The organism is Chitinophaga niabensis (genome assembly GCF_900129465.1).
Taxonomy (GTDB): Bacteria; Bacteroidota; Bacteroidia; order Chitinophagales; family Chitinophagaceae; genus Chitinophaga; species Chitinophaga niabensis.
In genome coordinates this window covers 1949162-1972621 of record NZ_FSRA01000001.1, presented here as the reverse complement: position 1 = coordinate 1972621, position 23460 = coordinate 1949162, and the positions used below count along the sequence as shown (strand labels likewise).

The window sequence follows — 23460 nt, the reverse complement described above, 5'->3', positions numbered from 1 at the left end:
TGTGCATAGGGGGAGCAATGCAGTACTGATAAGGGATAGACGAGAGAATATCGAAGGAATGGTGGACTTGATGTGGAGTTAATGTGTACCTGAGGTGGAGACGATGCGGGGTTGATGTTTACTGGCTAAGATGAGGGGTGTATAGTACTAAAAGCTGCTTTTTAGCCAAAGAAAGAAGAGGACTGTTCGGATACCGTGTTTCCATTTAACAGATCTACTGCAAATAATGTGCTGCTTTTCCATTGCGGGCATAAGTTTTCCTGCGGAAGACAATACTTCACATCAATTTTTGTCACCCCCCTCATTTAGGTTCATTCTCTTTTAGGTGCAGTGTAGGTTTTATCGCTTTGCTGCAGGGAAAGTTCTGCGGCATGAGGCGGTGTGCCTGCTTCCTCTTCAGTGAAAGACGGAATAACATCAATGATATCCGCTGCAAAGTATTTCACATTACCCAACGACAGCAATTTTCCATTGTGTTCATGAAAGGCCCTTACTTGCAGTACCACGATCGTTTCTGCTTCTCCGGCTTTGAAAGGAAGTACCAATTCCGTAGCTGCTACCGGCTCGTTGATCCGGAATAATACTTTATCTGATACGGCTTGCTCCTGGTTGTCGTTGCCGTTAAAGCGCAGACCTGCTGCTACCGCTTTGATCTCAATGTGCGTGGTATTGCCGGCATGGCGGATAGCGTATGCTTCCATGGCTGGTATAACGATCCGTAACTTATCGCCGTCCTGCACTACTTGGGGGGTGGGGAAAGGCAACAGCCTGTCCAGCCCCGTTGCTTTGTTAAACTGAAATCCTTTCAGCAGTTCGAGTGCTTTGTTTTGGATCCTTCGGTTGCCACGTTCCCGGCTGCCTGTATAAAGTACCTTCAGCATCTCTTTATTGAGCCGGTTGGTGAGGGTATAATCCATGCGGATATCCAGGGCGGGTACTAAGGCCATGCGGACCAGTTTGCCAGCCTTGCTGGCGGTACCGAAGTCTGTACCGGAAAGTATGGTGGCATCACTTCTCCGTACCTGCTCAGGCAGGCGGCGGACGCAGCGTTTTCCCTTGCGGTTGTAACCGATGGTCTTATCCAGCTTGCCATCATAAGTTATTACTCCTGTTTGTGTAGCCATAACGTAAATTGTTTTTGGTGAAATTGCAACGTACGGAATATGGCGTTTAAAAATGTTGATATAGATTAAGACTTTTGAGGGGTAATAATTTGATATTGGCAGCTAATTAAATGACATCAGGACTCCTTTGATGATAATACATTTGGGGATATCATTTATTTAAGAAAAAATGGCCATTCAAAAAACGAAATTATTGCTTGCGGTTGGTATACTGATGGCGATGCTTACGTCCGCATCACATTTGGTATGGCAAAAGTATGGAGACTGGAAAGTTCAGGGTGGCAGCGGAGATAATATCAAGTATTCGAGCCTGAAACAGGTGGATACTTCCAATGTTGATCAGCTGAAGATAGCCTGGGTATATCATTCTGAAAAAGAGGACAAGGCTAAATTCGGTCCGATGGAATGTAACCCGGTCATTGTGGATAACACTTTATTCGGGGTATCTCCCCGTTTAAAACTTTTTGCCATCGATGCCGCTACCGGCGAGGAGAAATGGCAATTTGATCCTGCTGATTCCATTGGTAATAAAAAATGGGCCAGGAGCAGTGTAAACATGAACAGGGGAGTGGCATACTGGGCCAACGGGGATGACAAGCGTATCATCTATACCGTAGGGCCGATTGCTTTCGCGGTTAATGCGGAAACAGGTAAGCTCATCCGGGATTTTGGCGTGGAAGGCGGTGTAGACCTGCGCAAGGGCCTGGGCCGGGACGAGAAAACAGTCTCTATCTCACCAACTTCCCCGGTAATGATCTACAAAGACCTGTTCATCACCAGCGGGTTGGTAAGTGATGCAACACCCGGGCATATCCGTGGCTTTGATGTAAGAACAGGAAAACAGAAGTGGATATTTCATACCATTCCATACCCGGGAGAAAAGGGCTATTCCAGCTGGGTGGATAAGACGGCCTATAAACGGATGGGCTCCACCAACGCATGGTCTGGCTTTACGCTCGATAATAAGAGAGGAATTGTATATGCCGGCATAGGTAGCCCTACAAACGACTTTTGGGGAGGAGACCGTTTAGGGAATGGCTTATTCGGCAACTGCATCGTGGCGCTTGATGCAGCCACAGGAAAATTAAAATGGCATTTTCAAACCGTGCATCATGATGTATGGGATATGGATATTTCCAGCCCTCCGGTGCTTGTTACCCTTCCAAAAAATGGCCGTAATATCGACGCCGTTGTTCAAACCACAAAAACCGGTTTCGTTTTTGTTTTTGATCGTGAAACGGGTAAATCACTTTTCCCTATCAAAGAAAGACCTGTACCCACAAACGGCGCTGCTTTGGGAGAAAAGCTCAGCCCGACACAGCCATTTCCTGTTTTGCCAAAACCTTTTGTGAGGCAGGTCATGACCGAAAAGGACCTGAACACACTTGTCAGCGATTCCTCCTACCAGGATATCAGGAAACGTTTTAAAAGTTACCGTTCTGAGGGAATTTATACGCCGCCAACAGTAAAAGGAACGATCATTCTGCCCGGATATGATGGAGGCGGGGAATGGGGAGGCCCTGCTGTTGATCCTGAAACAAATATCCTTTATGTAAATGCCAATGAAATGGCCTGGGTGCTGAACCTGGTCAAACAGGAATCAGGCACCCGGAAATCGCTGACCAATCTTGAGGCTGGTGCGCTCCTGTACAATAAAAATTGCATGGCATGCCATGGGCAGGAACGTTTGGGGTCCGGCGATAATCCATCACTGATCGGCGTAGAGAAGAAATATAAATTTGCCCAGTTCAGCGAGCTGTTAACTACCGGGCGAAGGATGATGCCGGGTTTTGCCCACCTGAGCAAAACAGATAAGCTGGCGATCGGTGCATTTGTATTGAATTTAAAGTCCGAACAGGAGAAATTGTATACCGGCACTACTATTAAAAATGAGAATAAGGCAAAACCTTCATATGGTTCTACCGGGTATAACAAATTCCTTACTAAAGAAGGTTATCCTGCCTTAAGCCCGCCCTGGGGCACCATTAGCGCAATAGATCTTAATACCGGCGAATATTACTGGCAGGTACCGTTCGGAGAGTTTGAGGAACTTAAGAAAAAAGGAGTGCCTGCTACAGGTCGTGAAAATTATGGTGGACCGGTAGTAACTGCCGGCGGTTTGATCTTTATCGGCGCCTCAGCGGATGGCAAATTCAGGGCATTAAGCAAGAGGACCGGGAAGACGCTATGGGAAACAGATCTTCCTGCACCGGGTGTTGCAACACCAGCAGTTTATGCTGTCAATGGCAGGCAGTTCATTGTTATTGCCTGTGGCGGGTCTAAATGGGGAGGGAAAAGCAGTGATGCATATGTTGCCTTTGCCCTGGACGATAAATAGTGCTGCTTAATAGGGTGAGGGGCTGGTGGCAGTCCATCCTCCATCTACCAGCAGGGTCTGCCCGGTAATATGCCTTGCGTGATCAGATACAAGGAACAATGCTGCATGCGCAATGTCATCTACAGACGCAGGTTTGCCCATTGGTGTTATGCGTGACCAGGTGGAAGCATATCCGGGATCGCTTTCCGTTCGCTCGGTGAGGGTAGCTCCCGGTGCCACGGTATTCACGGTTATGCCATACTGTGATACTTCAACTACGAGGTTTTTGGCTAACATTTCCAGCGCAGCTTTTGTCATGGAGTAAGCTGCGAGATCTTTATGTGCCTGGTGCCCGGTTACAGATGAAGTGAAAAGAAGGGTGCCTCCCTTGCCCTGTAACTTCATCTGGCGCGAGGCCGCCTGCGCCAGGAAGAATGTGCCGCCGATATTTACATGAAGCACCTTGTAAAGTGATCCAGCAGGATATGAAAGGAAATCCCCGAACAAGGTGATCCCTGCATTGGCAATGGCGATATCCAGATGCCCGGTAGCGCTTACAGCTTGCTGCACAAGACTGTTGACGAAGTTGAGATCTCCGCTGTCTCCCGGTACCGCAATACAGTTGCCATTTTCAAGTCTTATTGTTTCCGCCGCACTGTTGGCCAGTTTTTCGTCGATGTCGTTCAACAATACCGTGGCTCCATATTTTGCAAGTTGCCTGCAGATCTCAAACCCGATCCCTTGCCCGGCGCCTGTTACGATGGCTGTTTTATTACTGAAATCCATGTATTTAATACTATTAGTGAGAGTCTCTGGATACTTCGCTGCCGGAACCACCTTTCAGAAAATCAAGATCGGCGCCTTTATCTGCCTGTTCAACATGATCTATAAACAGGCGTACGTATCCCCGGTTGAAAGGACTTTTAAATGTAACGCGCTTATTTTTCCGATTGTTCAGTTCTGCCTGGTCTACCAGGAGGTTTAATATACGGCTTTCCACGTCCAGTTCTATCAGATCTCCATCTTCGATCAGTGCAAATGTTCCGTTTTCTGCTGCTTCCGGTGAAACATGCAGTATAACGGTTCCAAACCCGGTCCCGCTCATTCTTCCATCCGAAATCCGCACCATGTCTGTTACACCTTTGAGCAGCAGTTTGGTTGGCAGCCCCATATTTCCGACCTCCGGCATTCCGGGATAACCTTTGGGGCCAGCGTTTTTCAGCACCAGCACGCTGGTTTCGTCCACTTCAAGTAAGGGATCATTGATACGTGCTTTATAGTCCTCAATATTCTCAAATACAACGGCTTTTCCTTTGTGTTTCATTAATTGAGGGCTGGCAGCTGAAGGTTTAATAACACTTCCATTCTCGCACAGGCTACCTCTCAGCACTGCAATCCCCGATTGTGTATTAATGGGAGCTTCAGCGGTTGCAATAACTTCAGTATTCCAGGATTTCGCATGTTTGATATTTTCAGCAATGCTTCTCCCATTTGCAGTAATGCAATCGCTGTGTAAATGATTTTCGATCTGTTTCATCACTGCCGGTAATCCGCCGGCGTAGTAGAAGTCTTCCATGAAATATTTGCCGGATGGCTGAAGGTTGGCGATCAGCGGAATGTTACGGGAGAATAGATCAAAATCCTCCAGTTTTAATGGTATACCTATTCTTCCGGCAATAGCCAGGAGATGGATAACGAAATTGGTAGATCCTCCAATAGCCGCATTTACCCGGATAGCATTCTCAAATGCCTGCCGCGTAAGGATGGTGGACAGCTTCAGGTCTTCCTGTACCATTTCCACGATCCTTTTGCCGGATAGCTGAGCGAGTACCTTCCTGTTTGCGTCTACTGCGGGGATGGCCGCATTCCCGGGAAGCGATAGGCCCAGCGCTTCCACCATGCAGGCCATTGATGAAGCCGTGCCCATTACAGCGCAATGACCACGGCTCCTGCACATGCCGGATTCTACTATATTCAATTCCTCTTCACTCATCCTTCCTGAGCGAACGTCTTCGGAAAAGCGCCATAGATCGCTTGTTCCAATATCATGGCCATTGTATTTGCCGGTTAGCATTGCCCCGCCGGAAACCACAATGGCCGGAAGATCTACACTACAGGCACCCATCACAAGCGAGGGGGTTGTTTTATCGCAGCCACACAGCAATACAACCCCATCCAGCGGATTGGCACGAATGGATTCTTCCACATCCATGCTGGCCAGGTTACGGTAAAGCATCGCTGTTGGTTTTATCAGTGTTTCCCCGAGGGACATTACAGGGAACTCAAGGGGGAATCCTCCGGCTTCAATCACACCCCGTTTAACGGATTCTGCCAGTTCCCTGAAATGTGCATTGCAAGGGGTGAGTTCCGACCAGGTATTACAGATCCCGATCACAGGTTTACCCCTGAATTCATAGTCGGGGATACCCTGGTTCTTCATCCATGCCCGGTATATAAACCCATCCTTGCCTTTTTTTCCAAACCAGTTTTGGCTTCGCAGATCTTTTTTCATGCTTATAAAAATATAAGTACAGGATTCATTTAATGTTACCTGCTAAGCTATTTATATAATATAATTAACCTGCCCCTAGCTTTCAATGGATTAATCATTAACTTTAAAATGGCTCCAAATTAATACGCAGCTGATATGAAATTATTAAAGACGGAGATTACGCCACTTATCAACCAGTCAATGCAGGTAGAATACAGGGAACAGCCATTCCTGTCGTCTCCCTATCATACCCAGCCTTCTTTTCATGCACATCCGGAACTGGAATTGGTTTTTGTGGTAGAAGGTTTTGGGAAAAGGATCGTGGGTAACAAGGTTGAACCTTTCGAGTCCGGGGATATGGTTTTTATTGGCTCCAACGTTCCGCATCTCTGGCTGAGCGATCCGGTTTACTACAAAGAGAATTCGGGCTTGCAGTCTAAGGTGATCGTATGCTATTTTAACCCTAAGATCTTTATGCAGATCTTTGAAGCTATTAAGGAGTTTGAAGGCATACGCAACATGATAAAGCAGTCCTCCAAAGGGATCCGGATCTTAGGGGAAACAAGGAACCTTATTGCCCAAAAACTCATCGCATTATCAAATATCCAGGGATTCGAAAAAGTAGAAGGGCTTTTACAGATCATGCACCTTATTTCCTCTTCTGAAGAAAAAGAATATATTGTACATAACGAAACGGATCACTATGATGATCTCTATCCGGACCGGATCGTGGATGTGATAAAGTTCGTGAAAGAAAACCTGCACGAGCAAATTACGCTGCGGCAGGTAGCCGATGTAGCCTGCATGACGGAGCAAAGCTTTTGTCGTTTTTTCAAGAAAAGAACGAATAAAAGTTTTTCCCGTTTTCTGAGTAACCTAAGGATTGCGCATGCATGTGAACTTCTTCTTCAGACCGACAAGCAGGTGGCGGATGTAGCCTACCTTTGCGGATATAATTCCTCTGCTCACTTCTGTAAGGTTTTTAAAGAACACACCGGTGTGAGTCCTTTTCAATACAAGACTTCTATGAATTTTACCTGAGGGCTGTAAACTTTCCATTCACTGCATCCCAGGCATAGTTCACCGTTCTTTTACCGGTTACCTTCAATATTTCGTTGCCATCTTTATCCACTTTCTCCGTAGCTTCTTCTTCTATCATATTCCAGATCACCATATCAGGTTTGCCATTCTTTTCATTAGGGAAGGTGAATGATTCGCCGTGATAATAAACACCGGCATCGCCGATATTGGTTTTTCCCGGGAGGCGGATCAGCTGGTTATCTTTGGTAAGGGCAAAATAGTAGTCGTACGTGGGGATGGCGCAGGCTTCACCGCTAAATGTGACTACTACAATATGTTGTACATTGCTTAAACCCATCCCGCTCATTACTTTTCCCATGCTGAAATTGGCACTTTCATCATCGTCTGTAACAAACGCGGCTTTAGCGAGTATGCTGCCATTCTGTATTACCTTAAGCCTTACGAGGTACCGGCGTAATGTATCCTTACCCTGGTCTGAAGTATAAGCGCTATCTGCGCGGCGTTCAATGCCGTATACAAACTTAATATCTCCCCGGCGCATAGGAGCGCAACTCACCAGGCCCTGCCAGATGTAGCCGTTTCTTGATTCTCCGTTCTTCTGATAGTTCACTTGCAGCCATGGACCTTTGAGGCCACGAATGGTGAGGGAATTGGAAGTGATGTTTGTTATGGTGATGTTATCTCCGGCCAGCAGGGTATCGATAGGAGCTTGTTTTGTATCCGGTGTGATGCGTACAAATGCGGTGTCTGCAAAAATGTACCGTTCTAAAGAATCGCCGTATAACGACCAGCTGCGCATATCCGGGAAATCCTGTGCATACAGGGTGTTTGAAAAGCAAATGAAGAGGATCGGTAATAGTTTTTTCATAGGGATGTAAAAGTACTATAAAATATAAAACGGTTGTATTGGATCTGCAAACGGCTTTTAAGGCCCGGAGGGATAATAAAGCGGAGTTTTATGGCAATCCGGAAAGCGTGGCCAGTACGATTGTTGTGGTAAGCGGGCTGGCATTGCCGAACCGGTTGCCGGAGATTAAGATTGTTGCACGGCAGTGATGTTGGCGGAGAAAAAGCCACCTTATATGTATTTAGTCGGTATTTGTTCTGACGGATTCATTTCAGTAGCCCCGGATTGGTCCTGCAAATAGCAATTTCCCCTGGTCACAAATCTTTTTTCCTGCATTACCCAAAAAATACCAAATAAATTTGCGCAACTCAAAAGTTGCACGTAGATTAGCAACTCAAAAGTTGCGCGTTTAGTAAAAATGAAACCAGATATATTTCAGGCTATATCCGATCCGACCCGCAGGGCCATCTTAACTTTAATTGCCATTAAGGCATTAACGCCTAATGCGATGGCCGAAAAATTTGATATGACCCGGCAGGCGGTATCGAAACACATTAAAGTCTTGCATGAATGCGAATTAATTAAACCTGAGCATAGCGGCAGGGAGATTTATTATCACTTTAATGCAAGGAAAATGCAAGAATTAGACAACTGGTTAGCCCAATTCAGGCAAAGCTGGGAAATTCAATTTAATCAACTTGACGAATTATTATCAACAAAAAAAGAACAGAAAAAATGAATAACGATTTGCTATTTGATTTTAATGTTGACAAAGCAGCGAAAACGGTATTTATAACCAGGGAATTTAATGCCGGGCTTTCTTTGGTATGGGATGCTTTTACTATGCCGGAACTACTGGACCAGTGGGGAGCACCTGCACCAATGCGCGCCAAAACCAAGTATATGGATTTCAAAGTCGGAGGGCAAAGATTTTATGCTATGATAAGCCCCGACGGACAAGAGCGTTGGGCTATTCAGATATATATATCCATTACCCCGAAAACAAATTTTAAAATGTATAATTCTTTTGCGGACAAAGACGGAAACCCGGAATTGCCGGGTTCTGAATGGGATTACATTTTTAGCGAACAAAATGGCAGAACAAAAGTGAGTATCACCATTTTTAATGAATCCTTTGAGCGCATGGAGAAGATGATTGAAATGGGCTTTACCGAAGGATTTAAGATGACAATGAGCAATTTGGATAACCTGTTGGCAGCCATATCGCAGAAATTATAAGAAGGAAATTTTCAATCACATTGACAAGGAGAATGCTGAATAGCGTGAGCAAAAAAAATTTATCCTTAAAAATAAAATTATGAAAACAATCAACCCCTGGATCAACTTCAATGGCAACGCCGAAGAAGCATTCACCTTTTACAAGTCAGTTTTTGGCGGAGAGTTCACAAAGATCATTCGCTTCAAGGACCTGTCGGGCCCTGAATTTCAGGTTGCGGAAAACGAAGCAGATAAAATAATGCATATTGCTTTACCTATCGGCAAGCACAATGTGTTAATAGCCAATGATGTTCCGGAATTTATGGGACGGGTAAATGAAAACGAAAACAGGTCTAAAATACTTGTAAGCACTGAAAGCCGTGAAGAAGCCGACAAAATATTTAACGGATTATCCGCAGGAGGGGAGGTTGAAGGGCCCATGGGCGACAGTCCCTGGAGTACATACGCCGGAATGTTCAGAGACAAATATGGTATTGAATGGATTGTGGAATTTGACCCGAACTTATAACGGATAGGTTTACAGGAGACACTGTCTCAAATACTGTGTAAATATAAAAAGCGGGGTTATTGGCCACGATTTTTTACGGGTCTTTGGCGAGCCTCTTGCTACTTATATAGTTTTGATACTTTTCGCTGTTTACAAGATCATTCTTCTCCCATTTTTTAATAGTAAGGGAGGTGTTTTTCTGAGTGGTGTATAACAAAGAATCCTGTGCGCCGGCGAAACCAGCCGTTCTGAACAATGTGGAGATCAGTAATAACTTTATTTCAATTAAAGCAGAAAGAATAGGAGTACCCAGATCCTCTAAATAAGGAAGGTAGCCATTCCCGGCTACCTTCCTTATTTATTTTAACAATGTTATCACCCGTTCATTTTCTCTTCCAGCTCCATCACCTTTTCAAACACTTCTTCATACTCCGCATTCGCTTTAGTGAGGTCTGTATTGGCTTTCTTATAAGCATCTTCCGTGTTGCGGAATTTCTGCTTATCGCCGTATACATCAGGGTTGGCCATATCAGCTTCCAGTTGCTTCAGCTGTTCTTTCAGCTTGCTGATCTGTTCTTCCAGCTGCTGTGCCTGCTTTTGCTGTTTCTGCAATTCCCTTTTCAGGTCTTTGTCAATAGACGTTTTTTGCGGTGCCTGCACCGGCTGCGCTATTGGAGGACTTTTTTTTTCAGCCTTGGGTGGTGCTGCTGCTAATGCCTGGCGTTTCTTCCATTCTTCCCACTCCGTATAATTGCCTTTGAATTCCTTGATCTCACCATCTACGATCTCCCAGATCTTGTTCGCCGTTTTGCTTACAAAATACCGGTCGTGCGATACGAGTACGAGGCTGCCTTCATATTTACCCAATGCATCGATCAGCATTTCAACGGAGTTCATATCCAGGTGGTTCGTGGGCTCATCCAGCAGCAGGAAGTTGGCCTGGCCGATGATCACTTTACCCAATGCCACACGGGCTTTTTCTCCCCCGGAGAGGATCCTTATCTTTTTGAAAACATCATCTCCCTGGAACAGGAAGCAACCCAGCAGGGTACGCAGCTCCACTTCTGTACGGCCACTGCCCACACCCTTCAGTTCTTCCAGGATCTCATTATCCATATGCAGGGCTTCCAGCTGGTGCTGAGCATAGAAACTGGTTACCACATTATGGCCGGGGATACGGTTTCCCTCAAAAGGTTCTGTTCCTGCAATTACACGCAGGAGTGTGGATTTACCTTTACCATTCGCCCCGATAAGGGCGATCTTGTCTCCCCGGTTGATCTCAGCGCTGGTGTTCTTCAGGATGGTATTGCTGCCGAACGACTTGCTCACGTTCTCCAGGGTGCAAAGGATCTTACCGGGCATTTTGTCCACAGAGAAGTTCATCCTGATCTTGGACGGACCACTATCTGTTTGTTCAATCCTTTCGATCTTATCCAGCCGTTTGGCAATACTTTGTGCCTGCGCAGCTTTGGATGCTTTCGCTTTAAATCGTTCTATAAAACGTTCCTGTTGTTTGATATAATCCTGCTGGTTTTCGTAAGCGCGTTGCTGTAATTCGCGGCGCATTACTTTTTCCTCTTCATAATCGGAGTAGTTACCGGCATAGTGATGGAGTTCCTGTTGGTACAATTCCACTACTTTGTTCACCATCCTGTCCAGGAAATACCGGTCGTGGGACACGATGATCACCGCGCCGTCGTAATTGGAAAGGTATTTTTCCAGCCATTCGATGGATGGGAGGTCAAGGTGGTTCGTCGGTTCATCGAGCATTAATACATCCGGCTTTTGCAGGATGATCCTTGCCAGCAGTACCCGCATACGCCATCCTCCGGAGAATTGGTTGTAAGGGCGTTCCAGGTCTGCCGTGGTAAAACCAAGGCCTTCCAGCACAGTAGCTGTTTTATGGCGGATGTTATAACCGTCGAGGATATCGAATTCATGCAATTTATCGCTGTATGCATGCAGGGTTGCTTCATCCTGGGAATGTTCCAGTTTTTCGGTGAGTTCTTCCAGTTCCTTTTCTACTTTCAGCGCTTCGGAGAACGCCGTCATGCCCACGTTGAGGATGCTGTCGTCTGTTTCAAAGCTCAGGAGGTCCTGGTTGAAGAAACCAAGGCTCAGGTTGCGGATCTTATTCACACTTCCTTTGGAAATAGAGTATTCTCCGTTGATAATGCGGAGAAGGGTGGATTTACCGGTACCGTTCAGGCCGATCAGGCCGATGCGGTCTCCCGGTATAATATGCAAGGAAGAATCTTTGATGATGGTTCTTGCGCCGAATTCGAATGTTATGTCCTGCAGTGCGATGAGCATACTTAAATTGCTATTGAACGCGCAAAGATAGTACATTTTTTGGTGCTATATTTGCCTCAAATCATATCGTATGCGTTTGAATCAATATGTTTGGATCTTAGCTACAGCAGCCCTGTTCGCAGCCTGCCAGCAATCTGGCACCAGTTCCTCGGCAGATACAACGGCACAAACTACCTCCGGCGACCTGCAGGCGCCGTTTTCCGATGAATTTTACGATTCCCTGAAAGTGACCATGACGGCCTATTACCAACTGTCCGGCGCTTTGGTGAAATCCGATACCCTGGCAGCAGACCTGGCGGCCGTTTCCCTGAAACAGCACCTGGATAGCCTGCCGATTGCCAGGCTGGGCGTGGATTCAGCCCGGGAAAGCCAGTTAGAGGTGAACGCAGGCGATATCGCGGCAGAATTACAGGGCCTGCTGATAGAAAAAGGCGGCCTGGATGCACGCAGGGAGTCTTTCAATATGGTATCTGAAATGATGTATGACCTGGTGAAGGCAACCGGCCTGAAAGGCAGTACCGTTTACCGGCAATATTGCCCTATGGCATTTAACGATAAAGGTGCTTACTGGTTAAGCGATAAAGCAGAGGTCCTGAACCCTTATTTTGGCGATGCCATGCTTACCTGCGGGTCCGTAACGGATACGCTGCGTTTTCAGTAGTCACTGAAAGCGGCGAGGTATTTATCGATATATTCCTGTTTCCGTTTGTTGCGGTATTGCATCACAAACCGTGGATGCTCCAGCGGCACAATCTGTTTAAAGAAGCGTTCCTTCTCATTCAGTTGGGTAAGGAACGCTGCATTTTTACCCGTTCCCAGGCAATAACCCACAGAACGGTCCATTCCAAAATCCAGTTGTTTGTGGATATTGGAGACCATAAAATCATATACAGCCGCGGTTAAGGCTTTGCTGTCGTAGTAATTGTAGTTCACTTCTTTTCCGCCGGGTTTTAATGCAGTGAAGCCCAGGGGAGACATGGAGCCGATGTAGAAATCCCTGTAGAAGGCTTCGGGGCCGCCATATGCGGCGATCACATCATACACAAAAACAGAAGAGGGCTCAAAGGTTTTGATGCCCGGAATGATAATGCCGCAAGGGTCTGCGAGCCGGTGGGAGTCTGTGAAAGGAACCCCTGTAAGGCCTGCGCCCAGGCGCCCGGGATTGATACCCACGATCATGCGGCGCGGGTGATGGTCCCCATAGAATTTCCTGTAGAACTTCGTCATGGTTTCCACCACGCCCGGTTGTTCCTGGAAAGGGTTCATGATGCGGATACCCGCAGGTAATTTGCCGGTAAAGTTCAGCTGTGTATTGAACCGGATGATATGATCTGCAAATGAAAGCATAGGGCTGCAATTTCGATATAAAATTTTAAGTTTGACGGATGATCCTCTCACTGCATTCCTCCATTGAATTTCCGGAGATCCCTTCCGCTTCCGGCATTGAATATCATAATGGCCTTTTTTACATCGCAGGGGATGATGCCTGCTGCATCTATTGCCTGGATGATGATTTTGCTTTAGTTAGTGTAACGCCCATTCCCGGGCCTGATCAATACAGGATCCCCAAAAAAGAAAAAAAGGATTGGGAAAGCCTGGCCATTGTGGGCACGGAAGGGAATAAAGCATTGCTGCTGCTGGGCTCCGGCTCACGCTCTCCGCAGCGGGACTATGCCGCGATCTGGGATTTTGGGCAGGAGTCCCCATTAATAGAGGACCTGGGGCCTTTTTACCGGCAATTGCGTAATGAGGGGTTAACTGAACTGAACATAGAAGCGGCCACTGCTTTTGGTACAGGCATCCTGCTGGGAAACAGGGGGCACAAAGAGCATCCGTATAATACGCTGATCCACAGCTCCGTGACAGATATCTGGAAAAGCCCGGCCAGTATACATTACAGCCAGCTGATCCTGCCGGAGGAAACGACCGGTTTTACCGGTATTTCCGGCCTTGCCTGGTGGCCTGAAAGGGATTGGCTGTTCTTTACAGCTTCTTCTGAAGATACGGCCAATGTGTATGACGACGGTGCAATAGGAGAGAGCAGGGTAGGATTGATCCGGAATGCTTCCGCCGCCCTCCTGAAAGACATGGTTTGGCCAGATGAATGGATCCCGCTGGAAAGTATTTCACCTGTTTTCTTTAAAAAGAAGATAGAGTCCATTTGTTTGCGGGAAACAGGAAATACCCCTGAACTCATACTGGTGGCAGATAACGACGATGGCAGCAGCCACCTTTTCCGCCTGTTGATGAAAATATAGGCCGGTGCTTCCACATAACAGTCAAATCAGCGTAATTCGTAATTCGTAATTCGTAATGGATTTCGTAATTTCGCATGCATTTTATTTGAGAACAGGATTTATGATCAACATTACATTTCCGGATGGCGCAGTACGACAGTATGAACAGGGTGTATCAGCACTGGACATTGCCAAATCCATCAGCGAAGGCCTAGCCCGCAAAGTTTTAGCGGCAAAAGTAAACGGACAGGTGGTAGACGCTTCCCGCCCCATTACACAAGACGGTACATTACAACTGCTCACGTGGGTGGATACGGACGGTAAGGCTACTATGTGGCATTCTTCTGCGCATTTAATGGCAGAAGCGCTGGAGGCACTGTACCCGGGTGTGAAGTTCGGTTATGGACCTTCATTGGAAAACGGCGGTTTCTTTTACGATGTGGACCTCGACGGCCGCCAGATCTCAGATGAAGAGCTGCGGAAGCTGGAAGCCAAAATGGCTGAACTGGCCAAACTAAACAGCGTATACGTACGCAAGGATGTTTCCAAGGCAGACGCTATCAAGTACTTTACTGAAAAGAACGATCCTTATAAGCTGGACCTCTTGCAGAAACTGGAAGACGGTACCATCACTTTTTATACCCAGGGCAATTTTACGGACCTCTGCCGTGGCCCGCACATTCCCAATACCGGCTTTATCAAGGCGGTGAAACTCACCAATATTGCCGGGGCTTACTGGCTGGGGAATGAAAACAACAAGATGCTGACCCGCATCTACGGCATCACTTTCCCTTCCCAAAAGGAACTGGATGAATACCTGACCCTGCTCGAAGAAGCAAAAAAACGCGACCATCGCAAGCTGGGTAAAGAACTGGAGCTGTTTGCCTTCTCTGAGAAAGTAGGTTTGGGCCTGCCTTTATGGCTTCCCAAAGGTGCTATGCTGAGAGAGCGCCTGCAGAACTTCCTGCAAAAAGCCCAGATTGAAAGCGGGTACCTGCCGGTTGTTACTCCGCACATCGGGAACAAGAACCTGTACATCACTTCAGGCCACTACGAGAAATACGGGAAAGACAGCTTCCAGGCTATTCATACACCGGAAGAAGGAGAGGAGTTCATGCTGAAGCCCATGAACTGCCCGCATCACTGCGAGATCTATAAAACTTCTCCCAAGTCTTACAAAGACCTGCCGGTGCGTTTTGCAGAGTTCGGTACTGTTTACCGTTATGAGCAGCACGGAGAATTACACGGCCTTACCCGTGTGCGCGGATTCACGCAGGACGATGCACATCTGTTCTGCCGTCCGGACCAGGTGAAGGAAGAGTTCTGCAAAGTGATAGACCTGGTGTTGTATGTTTTTGGAAGTTTAGGCTTTGAAAATTATACGGCACAAATTTCGCTGAGAGACAAAGAAGACCGTGCGAAATATATCGGATCAGACGAGAACTGGGAACTGGCTGAGCAGGCGATCATTGAATCAGCTGCTGAAAAAGGCCTGAAAACCGTGGTAGAATATGGAGAGGCGGCATTTTACGGCCCCAAACTGGACTTCATGGTGAAAGATGCCCTGGGCCGTAAATGGCAGCTGGGTACCATCCAGGTGGATTACAATCTGCCTGAGCGTTTTGAACTGGAATACGTAGGGGCTGATAACAAAATACACCGTCCTGTAATGATCCACCGCGCGCCGTTTGGTTCGCTGGAAAGGTTCATTGCTGTGCTGATAGAACATTGTGCAGGTAAATTTCCTTTATGGCTCACACCCACCCAGGTGAAATTGCTGCCGATCAGTGACAAGTACCAGGCTTATACAGAAAAAGTAGCAGAATTGCTAAAAAAAGCGGAAATTCGCGCTGAAATTGATGATAGAAGCGAGAAGATCGGGAAAAAGATCCGTGATGCGGAAGTAGCGAAAGTTCCTTACATGCTGGTGCTGGGAGAGAAAGAAGAATCAGACGCCAAAGTAGCGGTACGCAGGCAGGCCAAAGGAGATCTCGGCGCCATGTCCGTAGCCGAATTTGTAAGCCTGATACAGGACGAAGTTACCAACCGCAAACCTTTTGAATGATCATTTGTTTTATAAGAATAAAACTCAATATGCCGCGTTTATCATCATTATTATCTAACAATTCAACATTTTAATGCAACAAGGACCAAGACCAAACTTCCGGGGCAGAAACCCTAATTTCAGAAGAGAACAACAGCAGGAGCATCGTACAAACAGAATGATCCGTGTACCTGAGGTCAGGCTGGTTGGCGATAACGTGGAGCCAGGGCTTTATAGAACGGATGATGCATTACGCATGGCTGAAGACCTGCAACTGGACCTGGTAGAAATATCCCCAAATGCAGTCCCTCCTGTATGCCGCATCATCGATTATAACAAATTCCTTTACGAGAAGAAGAAGAAGGAAAAGGAAATGAAGGCGAATGCTCATAAGAGCGAGGTGAAGGAAATTCGCTTTACGCCGAATACAGACGATCACGATTTCGATTTCAAAGCCAAACATGCCGAGAAATTCCTGCGGGAAGGCAATAAGGTTAAAACATATGTACAGTTCAAAGGACGGGCAATCATGTTCAAAGAACGTGGTGAGCTGATCCTGTTGAAATTTGCAGAACGTCTTGCAGAAGTGGGGGCCCTTGAAGGGATGCCATTGATGGAAGGTAAACGTATGATCGCTATTTTTGCGCCTAAGAGTGCTAAGAAAAAGCCTAATACGCCGAAAGAAGCGAAAGAGCCCAGAGAGCCGAAACCACAGAAAGAACCTAAGCCATACGTGCCAAGAGAGGAAGCACCAGAGCAACCAGCTGCCCCTGCTGCACCAACCTCCCGGCCGATCTCCGCACCTGTAAGAAGGCCGATTGAGATCAAGTATGCCAACAGACCACCTGCACCTCCACCTCCACCACCACCAGCAGCAGATGATAAGCAGGGAGATAACTAAGTGTTTTTAAGTGTCATTCGAAATAGATTTCCTGAAGGCCCGGAGCATATGCTTCGGGCTTTTTTTTGTTTTGGTAGAGATGTTGGAGCGCCGGCGGCGACAATGTTTCCTTTTTCATGAAGTTTACTTCTTCCCCTGCAATAACTTCAACGTTTTCTTTCCCCTGCTTTTAAACGCAGGCAAGGCGCCTTCGCGCAGTTGGTCTTCTATCAGCAGGATGATCTCATTTTTGATCTCAGGGTATTGCTGTGCAAGGTTAGCGAGCACAGTCATAGAGAATACTCTTACGGCCACGGTTTCCTGCGGGTCTTCCAGGAAACGGAAGCAATAATCCATTACAGGACCTTGCAGCTTTTCAGGAACGGGTATAAACTGCAGCACACGTACCACATTTCGTTTAACCGCAACAGGTATATCCGCATCACCCATCCGGTCCACCATCGCCTTTAAATGGGGCTTTATTAAGGCGGGCTGTGCTTCAGCCACTATACTCATGATCCAGGAGGCCCGCTGCACCACGCGGTATTCATCATGCAGGAAAATATCCATGAGGTTGCGGAACCGTTCAGGATCATTCCCTATCCAATGGACAACTTTCAGTGCATTTTCTTTTGAACCTTCAGAGAGGATCTGGCTACGTAAGCTCATGTAACAAATATAAAAACAACGCCGGGCAAAAAGCCCGGCGCCGGAAATTATTATTGTACAAAGATGGCCGAGATCCTCGGGTTGAGTGTACCTGTACCACCCTGCCATCCCCTGGCCATGAAGGTATAGATCCGCTGCCGCACGGTATTGATGGTTTGGGTACCCAATACCGCTTCTGTAATGGGGGCACCAGCTCTGCGGATGGCCCAAACGTCATTGCCAAAGGGGATGTTCATATACTCCGTCACCTCCTTGAATTTAACGTTTGCCTTCAGCAGTACTCCGCGATGATAAAAATCCACGGCGGGTACATTTGGGATCAGGTTGATGAGCTTAACGCGCGCACCTGTATCTACAGGCGCCGTATCATCTTCAACAATCACTCCACTCACATTCGGTACCGAATCCGTTGTAAAGAAGGTGTACTTCTTGTTGGCAGACAATGCCTGTGAAAAAGTGAGCACAGGCACGGAATCCTCTGCAGTCCCAACTTTGGGAACAGATAAAGTGATGGTGGTTTCACCTGGTGTTACCGTTACATAATCGCTGTTATTGGAACCGCCGGTGTTCAACCCGCCGCCAGGGAACGCAATGGGATACACAAAGTTATTGCTCACCCTGGTACCATTGATCTTCAGTTGTATGCCCTGGTTATTAATGCTCGGTGAAAAGTACCCGATCTTTATCAGCGCGGTGTTAGTGATGATATCCCTTTCCGTTACATGGAAGGTGTTCTTTTTGCAGGCAGTTAAAGCAATGCTTGCACCCGCAATTAATATGATAATATATGATAGCTTCATGAGTTGCGGTTTTAGTTGGGTATTGCAAACCAGATAGGCTTGGTATGATAATTTGATGCATCAGCCTGGATCCTTTTCAGTTCATCCAGGTTCCATACATACTCTGAATTGAAACGCGGGCGGGCCCTTTGTACCAGCTGGCCATTATTGAGGCCATTCAGTGCCTGTGGTGTTGCAAAGGTGCGGTATACAGGAAAAACTGAACCAGGAGCAATGTACCTGTTGTATTCATACTTCCGCAGATCTACCCATGTTTCATTAAAGCCCCAGCCAAATAACGCAATATATTTTTGCAGCATTATATCCGTTAAAGTAAGTGCGGCCGTTGTTTTAGCCACGTTAGGGCTGGCAAGGTAACTGGCACGTTCCTGCGCAGTGATGGGTGATATATTGTATACAGTACTGGCGCCGCGGGGCATTGCGGTACGGTTAATGAAATCAAAATGTGCATTGATCCCTTTTGTATAAGCGTCCAGCGCAACATCCAGTTTATTGCTCAGGAAAGCGGCTTCTGCTTTAATGAAGTAGATCTCAGCTGATGTCATTACGGGCATCACAGCCTTATCCTTGAAAAGATATTTACCGGAATTGGGCGTAAAAACCGCTGCGCTTGGGTTTGCATAAATGCTGTCTCCCCATGGTGCTGCAGCGCGTTTGCGCATGTTGGCAGGAACAGTAGAGGCAGCATTAGGATCTCCGATACCGGGTTCCACACCTACATAACCACCATTCCCATTAGTAGTATCCTGGGAGGCGGAGAGCATATGTTTGATCCTTGGGTCCCTGTTGGCAAAAGCACGGCTGCCTGTAAGCGCAAATCCGTCCAGCAACCTTACAATGAAAGCCCCCTGGCGCAGAAAGGTGAGGTTATCCCTGTAAGGGCCAAAGAAATTCGTATCATCATTTTTGGTGCCATCAAAAGGAACGAGGAAATCGTCCGCAATAACGGTCATAGACTTATCGCAATATTCGATCACTTTGGCAGGATCATAAAGGGTAGATTTTCTGCTCAGGTGATTGTAGTTATGTGCCAGTACGCCATATACGAACTTGATCCATTTTGCATTATCACCATTGTAGGCATAATCCCCGCGCGCCAGCCTGTTGGTTGCAGGGTTGGGGAAATCCGTACGTGCCAGGTATTTCAGGGCAGAGTCACAAAGCGAGCGAACACCTGCATATACTGTATCCTGGCTGTCGAATTTGAAGATGGCCGTGTTTTCTTTGAAGGCTTCCGTGTAAATTATTTCGCCATGGTGATCTGTGGTGATCTGGAACATGTACGCTTTCAATGCATATGCTGCGCCTATATAATCCCATTGTGCTTTAGTATGCCCGGTAGCGATGATATAATCCAGGTTTTTACCTAAACCAAAATAACACTGCCGCCAGATATCGCCATTTGCATCGCTACCTGTAGCATAACCCATCTGGTCCCATACAATATCCGCAGTGCGGGAGGTAAGCGAAGTTTCCCAGTTTTGTATATAACGGCCTACATACCGCGCATCATATTGATTACCGCGGGGAATACCGGCTAATTGTGCAGGGAATACGGATGCCGGATCAGGATCCTGCGGCGTAGCCGGATCATAGTTCACATCCAGCCATTTTTTACATCCTGTCATTACGGTCATTACCGCAAACAACAGCATGAGCGTATTGAAAATATATCTTTTCATAATTAAGATGTTTTAAAACTAGAACGATGCTTTCAAACCAAAATTGATACCCCTGGGATTGGCGAGTGAGCCAAAGTCAATACCTGCGCCACCATACCCTCTGCTGGCAGCAGTATTGGTGCTCACATTCGGATCTGCACCGGTATAATTTGTGATCATGAACACATCCGTTCCTGTTACATAAACAGAAGCCGATTTTACAAAGTGCTGCCTTTTCAGGAAAGCAGCAGGCAGTACATATTGCAGGGTGATATCGCGTAAACGCATCCAGTCTACAGATTCAATAAAATCCGCTTCAGTAGCAACTGTTGTAGCCCAGTAATCTGAACGGAAATACGGCGTAATAGCTACTGCATTGGGTGTTGGTTTACTGGTTTCTTCCAGGCCATCCTGCAGTACACCCCTTATCACAAGTGTTCTTTCCCTGTCCAGCGTTCTTTCACTCAGGCCTGCCAGGTAGAGATAATATTCATTACCGTTGAATACATCACCGCCCTTACGGAAGTCCAGGTTAAAGCTCAGCTTAAATTGTTTGTAAGTGATGTCATTCACAAGCCCTACTTTGAAGTCAGGCGTACGGTCTCCCACTACGGAGAAGTCTCCGTTTGACAGTGGTAAACCTGTTGTTGGATTGATCAGCAACTGGCCTTTACTATTGCGGCGGAGGGTATAACCGGAAAGGTTACCCGTATTTACACCGGTATAGGATTGGGAACGAAGGTTACCAAATACCCAGGTATCTGAATCATAGTAAGAAGGCAGGTCTGCCGGCATGGACAGGATCTTTCCGCGGTTCAGGTCGAAGTTCACCAATACATCCCATTGGAGGTCTTTGCTTCTTACAGGAGAGCCGGTTAGCTGTATTTCGAGTCCTTTGTTCTCCACTTCACCACCGTTCAGGAATTTCAATACAAAGCCGGTGCCATAGCTGGACCTCGCACGAAGGATCTGCTTGCTGCTCCGGAGGATATAGTAGGCAACATCTACGCCTATACGGTTTTTCATGAATTTGAACTCACCCCCAACTTCCAGGTTTTTGGTGAGTTCCGGCTCCAGGCCAAAGTTATTCCCGTTCACGCCGTAGGCGAATCCGCCACCGGTAGTGATCTGGGGCGTCATAGAGTTATCTATCACGTAGGGTGCAAAGGGCGCTTTACCTGTGGTAGCGTAGGAAAGGCGGGCTTTACCATAACTCAGCCAGGAAAGTTCCTTTAAAGGCTGAAGGTCTGAGAACACAAAAGATAAAGAGGCAGAACCATAGTTAAAGAAGGGATTCTTATCCACCACCCGGCTCATAAAGTAGGAGTGCCCTTCTCTGCTGCCTGCCAGGGATAGGTAAAGGATATCGTTATAACTCACTTCGTAGTTACCGAATAAACGGAATTTCCGTGCTGTATTGTCTGTATATCTTATATCCCGGGATAAGGGATCTGTGTTATTGATGGAGATGAAATTCTGCTCATAGAAACGTTCTCCTTTAAAGGAATTGGTTTTGGTATTATTGTCCTCCATGGCAGTTCCCACGGTGAGGATATTACCAAACTTACCCCATGTTTTACGGGCGGTTGCCCTTACAATGCCGCTGATGTTGTTGGCAACAACATCCATTTGAGAAAGGAACCCGTTTGTTGCAAAGCCGTAGCGGGATTGCGGATGGGTGAGGAAATAACCGGTAGTGGTATAGTTCTCTACACCCAGCGTACCGTTTAAGGTCAGCCAGTTGGTGAGGTCCAGGTTAGCCACAATAGATCCGTTCACACGGGCCGTTTTATCCTGGGCTGTATTCTTGTTCACGTCCCAGAAAGGATTGTCGAATTCTGAAGTGTAACTGCCGCCCCGGAGTGTTTTGCGGGTGCCATCCGGGTTCTGGTAGATCCGTGCATCCTCATCCGCAGGGAAGGTAAGCAGGGTGAGGAAGTAACTTCCTGCACCTTTGGAAGTTTTGTCTGTTGTGGAGTTCACATATGTGAAAGTACCCGTCATGCTCAACTTCTCGCTGATCTTTGCCGTACCTGTGAGGCGGATGGTGCCCCGTTGAAAAGCGGAGTTGGGTACTGTTCCCTTCTGGTCCAGCCAGGAGGTAGAAAGGCGGAAGGTGAACTTCTCATTACCGCCATCAAAGTTCAGGCTATGCCTTTGCTGGAAACCAGTTTTGAAGAAGTTTCCGAAGTTATCATAAAAGGTGGTAGTGTCTGCATATTTAGGACCGAAGTAGGCGGACATTAAACCGAATGCGAATGGATTAATGGTGGCATTATCATCTGCCACGCCGTTAAGCCCCCGGCTGTAGATCCGTTGTGTTTTCGGGAAGCGGTATACTTTATCAAAGCGGAAGTTATTATCGTAACTCACGGTAGACCTTCCGGCTTTCCCTTTGCGGGTAGTGATGAGCACTGCTCCTGAGGCGCCATCTGAACCATACAGGGCAGCAGCTTCAGGGCCTTTCAGTATAGTGATGCTTTCAATATCTTCCGGATTGAGGTCCATGGCACGGTTACCATAATCAGAGTTTCTGTTGGCAAAGGCTGTTCCTGAAGGATTGGAAGCACCTATCAGGGCTTCCTGGTTAACAGACTGGTTATCGTAAGGCACGCCGTCCACTACATAGAGTGGTGAGTTATTGCCCCCGATAGAGGTAGCGCCACGCAGTACCAGTTGCGCAGAGGATCCCGGCGCACCAGAAGTACCTGTTACCGTAGCACCTGCCACCCGGCCTGCAAGGCCGTTCAGGAAATTTTCCCGTTGTGTCTGGGCTACGTCTTCCCCGTCTACTTTTTGTACGGAGGAACCCAGGGAACGGGCATTCTTGGAAATGCCGTATGCGGTGGTCACAAACTCTTTCAGGTTTTGGGCATCGGTTTCCAATTCTACTAATATTTCCGTGTCGGCATTAATGGTTACCCTCTTGGTAATGTAACCAATGTAACTGAACTGCAGTACCTGCCCGCGGGAGGCACTGATGATAAAACTACCACTTGTATTGGTAGAGGTTCCTGTAGGAGAACCCTGTACCCGGATAGTTACACCGGGCAGGGGGCTTTTGTCGTCTGCAGCAAGTACCCTGCCGCTGATAGACATTTGCTGGGCCCAAACAGCATGGGAGATTCCTAGAAGCAATAGGAATGAGAATAGACATCGCATCATAATGTGATTTAGATTTCAGTAATAAAAGCGAATTGACATGGGTTACATTCACAACTGTTAGGATGAAAGTTTATTTGCATGTTCCTTAATAGAAATATTACATTATCCCGTATTAGCCGGAATAAATACCTGAGTTAGTTCATCC

Annotated in this window: 20 protein-coding genes; 10 read left to right on the top strand and 10 right to left on the bottom strand. The window is 47.0% G+C overall.

Going from position 1 to position 23460, the window contains the following annotated elements:
* Nucleotides 1–311 precede the first annotated feature (311 nt).
* Nucleotides 312–1124, bottom strand: a complete 813-nt coding sequence (locus tag BUR42_RS07615) for a hypothetical protein (protein ID WP_074238656.1) — start codon at nucleotides 1122–1124, stop codon at nucleotides 312–314.
* 220 nt (nucleotides 1125–1344) lie between these two features.
* On the opposite strand from BUR42_RS07615, the gene BUR42_RS07610 reads away from it, so the two are divergent.
* Entirely contained in the window at nucleotides 1345–3462 is a 2118-nt protein-coding gene (locus BUR42_RS07610) for an outer membrane protein assembly factor BamB family protein (RefSeq protein ID WP_159442231.1), read from the top strand.
* A gap of 6 nt (nucleotides 3463–3468) precedes the next feature.
* On the opposite strand, the gene BUR42_RS07605 is transcribed toward BUR42_RS07610, so the two are convergent.
* Both BUR42_RS07605 and BUR42_RS07600 read right to left on the bottom strand, forming a co-directional pair.
* On the bottom strand, nucleotides 3469–4227 hold the full coding sequence (locus tag BUR42_RS07605; RefSeq protein WP_074238654.1) for an SDR family NAD(P)-dependent oxidoreductase: 759 nt from the start codon (nucleotides 4225–4227) through the stop codon (nucleotides 3469–3471).
* 13 nt (nucleotides 4228–4240) lie between these two features.
* On the bottom strand, nucleotides 4241–5953 hold the full coding sequence (locus BUR42_RS07600; RefSeq protein WP_074238653.1) for an IlvD/Edd family dehydratase: 1713 nt from the start codon (nucleotides 5951–5953) through the stop codon (nucleotides 4241–4243).
* Between the two features lie 135 nt (nucleotides 5954–6088).
* Here BUR42_RS07600 and BUR42_RS07595 point away from each other — a divergent pair, with 135 nt between their 5' ends.
* Nucleotides 6089–6973, top strand: coding sequence for a helix-turn-helix domain-containing protein (locus BUR42_RS07595; RefSeq protein WP_074238652.1), 885 nt, complete (start codon nucleotides 6089–6091; stop codon nucleotides 6971–6973).
* Here the strand turns inward: BUR42_RS07595 and BUR42_RS07590 are convergent.
* On the bottom strand, nucleotides 6966–7841 hold the full coding sequence (locus BUR42_RS07590) for an SH3 domain-containing protein (RefSeq protein ID WP_074238651.1): 876 nt from the start codon (nucleotides 7839–7841) through the stop codon (nucleotides 6966–6968). The two genes, BUR42_RS07595 and BUR42_RS07590, sit on opposite strands and share 8 nt — an antisense overlap.
* 38 nt (nucleotides 7842–7879) lie before the next feature.
* Here BUR42_RS07590 and BUR42_RS29740 point away from each other — a divergent pair, with 38 nt between their 5' ends.
* From BUR42_RS29740 to BUR42_RS07575, 4 genes are all read left to right on the top strand, one after another.
* Nucleotides 7880–8029, top strand: coding sequence for a RidA family protein (locus BUR42_RS29740; protein ID WP_159442230.1), 150 nt, complete (start codon nucleotides 7880–7882; stop codon nucleotides 8027–8029).
* 209 nt (nucleotides 8030–8238) lie between these two features.
* The gene (locus BUR42_RS07585; RefSeq protein ID WP_074238650.1) at nucleotides 8239–8559 is read left to right on the top strand and encodes an ArsR/SmtB family transcription factor; all 321 of its coding nucleotides are present in this window, start codon (nucleotides 8239–8241) and stop codon (nucleotides 8557–8559) included.
* Nucleotides 8556–9059, top strand: a complete 504-nt coding sequence (locus BUR42_RS07580) for an SRPBCC family protein (protein WP_074238649.1) — start codon at nucleotides 8556–8558, stop codon at nucleotides 9057–9059. Before BUR42_RS07585 ends, BUR42_RS07580 begins: the two co-directional genes overlap by 4 nt.
* A 79-nt stretch (nucleotides 9060–9138) precedes the next feature.
* Nucleotides 9139–9567 carry a VOC family protein gene (locus BUR42_RS07575; RefSeq protein ID WP_074238648.1) on the top strand — a complete coding sequence of 143 codons (429 nt, stop codon included), beginning with the start codon at nucleotides 9139–9141 and terminating at the stop codon, nucleotides 9565–9567.
* A 354-nt stretch (nucleotides 9568–9921) separates the two neighbouring features.
* Here the strand turns inward: BUR42_RS07575 and abc-f are convergent, their stop codons facing one another.
* A complete protein-coding gene (abc-f, locus tag BUR42_RS07570) occupies nucleotides 9922–11859 on the bottom strand; it encodes a ribosomal protection-like ABC-F family protein (protein WP_074238647.1) in 1938 nt (645 codons plus the stop codon).
* 70 nt (nucleotides 11860–11929) lie between these two features.
* Between abc-f and BUR42_RS07565 the strand changes: the two genes are divergently transcribed.
* Complete coding sequence (locus BUR42_RS07565) at nucleotides 11930–12520, top strand: DUF3347 domain-containing protein (RefSeq protein WP_074238646.1); 591 nt, start codon at nucleotides 11930–11932, stop codon at nucleotides 12518–12520.
* On the opposite strand, the gene BUR42_RS07560 is transcribed toward BUR42_RS07565, so the two are convergent.
* Nucleotides 12514–13206 carry a uracil-DNA glycosylase family protein gene (locus BUR42_RS07560; RefSeq protein ID WP_074238645.1) on the bottom strand — a complete coding sequence of 231 codons (693 nt, stop codon included), beginning with the start codon at nucleotides 13204–13206 and terminating at the stop codon, nucleotides 12514–12516. The two genes, BUR42_RS07565 and BUR42_RS07560, sit on opposite strands and share 7 nt — an antisense overlap.
* A gap of 38 nt (nucleotides 13207–13244) precedes the next feature.
* On the opposite strand from BUR42_RS07560, the gene BUR42_RS07555 reads away from it, so the two are divergent.
* From BUR42_RS07555 to infC, 3 genes are all read left to right on the top strand, one after another.
* Nucleotides 13245–14117: a DUF6929 family protein gene (locus tag BUR42_RS07555; RefSeq protein WP_074238644.1), complete on the top strand. Its 873-nt coding sequence runs from the start codon at nucleotides 13245–13247 to the stop codon at nucleotides 14115–14117.
* A gap of 100 nt (nucleotides 14118–14217) precedes the next feature.
* Nucleotides 14218–16161: a threonine--tRNA ligase gene (thrS, locus tag BUR42_RS07550; protein ID WP_074238643.1), complete on the top strand. Its 1944-nt coding sequence runs from the start codon at nucleotides 14218–14220 to the stop codon at nucleotides 16159–16161.
* A 73-nt stretch (nucleotides 16162–16234) separates the two neighbouring features.
* Nucleotides 16235–17041: a translation initiation factor IF-3 gene (gene infC / locus BUR42_RS07545; RefSeq protein WP_084185445.1), complete on the top strand. Its 807-nt coding sequence runs from the start codon at nucleotides 16235–16237 to the stop codon at nucleotides 17039–17041.
* 123 nt (nucleotides 17042–17164) lie between these two features.
* Here the strand turns inward: infC and BUR42_RS07540 are convergent, their stop codons facing one another.
* The 4 genes from BUR42_RS07540 to BUR42_RS07525 are packed head-to-tail and all read right to left on the bottom strand — an operon-like array spanning nucleotide 17165 to nucleotide 23288.
* Entirely contained in the window at nucleotides 17165–17689 is a 525-nt protein-coding gene (locus tag BUR42_RS07540) for a hypothetical protein (RefSeq protein ID WP_074238642.1), read from the bottom strand.
* Between the two features lie 50 nt (nucleotides 17690–17739).
* Nucleotides 17740–18489: a DUF4397 domain-containing protein gene (locus tag BUR42_RS07535; RefSeq protein ID WP_074238641.1), complete on the bottom strand. Its 750-nt coding sequence runs from the start codon at nucleotides 18487–18489 to the stop codon at nucleotides 17740–17742.
* Nucleotides 18490–18500: 11 nt separating this feature from the next.
* The gene (locus BUR42_RS07530; RefSeq protein ID WP_074238640.1) at nucleotides 18501–20171 is read right to left on the bottom strand and encodes a SusD/RagB family nutrient-binding outer membrane lipoprotein; all 1671 of its coding nucleotides are present in this window, start codon (nucleotides 20169–20171) and stop codon (nucleotides 18501–18503) included.
* An 18-nt stretch (nucleotides 20172–20189) separates the two neighbouring features.
* Complete coding sequence (locus BUR42_RS07525; protein ID WP_159442229.1) at nucleotides 20190–23288, bottom strand: SusC/RagA family TonB-linked outer membrane protein; 3099 nt, start codon at nucleotides 23286–23288, stop codon at nucleotides 20190–20192.
* Nucleotides 23289–23460: the final 172 nt, after the last annotated feature.

Excerpts from the sequence above, each read along its gene's own strand:
- BUR42_RS07615 (WP_074238656.1), bottom strand. The coding sequence starts at position 1,124 with ATGGCTACACAAACAGGAGTAATAACTTATGATGGCAAGCTGGATAAG.
- BUR42_RS07610 (WP_159442231.1), top strand. The coding sequence starts at position 1,345 with ATGCTTACGTCCGCATCACATTTGGTATGGCAAAAGTATGGAGACTGG.
- BUR42_RS07605 (WP_074238654.1), bottom strand. The coding sequence starts at position 4,227 with ATGGATTTCAGTAATAAAACAGCCATCGTAACAGGCGCCGGGCAAGGG.
- BUR42_RS07600 (WP_074238653.1), bottom strand. The coding sequence starts at position 5,953 with ATGAAAAAAGATCTGCGAAGCCAAAACTGGTTTGGAAAAAAAGGCAAG.
- BUR42_RS07595 (WP_074238652.1), top strand. The coding sequence starts at position 6,089 with ATGAAATTATTAAAGACGGAGATTACGCCACTTATCAACCAGTCAATG.
- BUR42_RS07590 (WP_074238651.1), bottom strand. The coding sequence starts at position 7,841 with ATGAAAAAACTATTACCGATCCTCTTCATTTGCTTTTCAAACACCCTG.
- BUR42_RS07585 (WP_074238650.1), top strand. The coding sequence starts at position 8,239 with ATGAAACCAGATATATTTCAGGCTATATCCGATCCGACCCGCAGGGCC.
- BUR42_RS07580 (WP_074238649.1), top strand. The coding sequence starts at position 8,556 with ATGAATAACGATTTGCTATTTGATTTTAATGTTGACAAAGCAGCGAAA.
- BUR42_RS07575 (WP_074238648.1), top strand. The coding sequence starts at position 9,139 with ATGAAAACAATCAACCCCTGGATCAACTTCAATGGCAACGCCGAAGAA.
- abc-f (WP_074238647.1), bottom strand. The coding sequence starts at position 11,859 with ATGCTCATCGCACTGCAGGACATAACATTCGAATTCGGCGCAAGAACC.
- BUR42_RS07565 (WP_074238646.1), top strand. The coding sequence starts at position 11,930 with ATGCGTTTGAATCAATATGTTTGGATCTTAGCTACAGCAGCCCTGTTC.
- BUR42_RS07560 (WP_074238645.1), bottom strand. The coding sequence starts at position 13,206 with ATGCTTTCATTTGCAGATCATATCATCCGGTTCAATACACAGCTGAAC.
- BUR42_RS07555 (WP_074238644.1), top strand. The coding sequence starts at position 13,245 with ATGATCCTCTCACTGCATTCCTCCATTGAATTTCCGGAGATCCCTTCC.
- thrS (WP_074238643.1), top strand. The coding sequence starts at position 14,218 with ATGATCAACATTACATTTCCGGATGGCGCAGTACGACAGTATGAACAG.
- infC (WP_084185445.1), top strand. The coding sequence starts at position 16,235 with ATGCAACAAGGACCAAGACCAAACTTCCGGGGCAGAAACCCTAATTTC.
- BUR42_RS07540 (WP_074238642.1), bottom strand. The coding sequence starts at position 17,689 with ATGAGCTTACGTAGCCAGATCCTCTCTGAAGGTTCAAAAGAAAATGCA.
- BUR42_RS07535 (WP_074238641.1), bottom strand. The coding sequence starts at position 18,489 with ATGAAGCTATCATATATTATCATATTAATTGCGGGTGCAAGCATTGCT.
- BUR42_RS07530 (WP_074238640.1), bottom strand. The coding sequence starts at position 20,171 with ATGAAAAGATATATTTTCAATACGCTCATGCTGTTGTTTGCGGTAATG.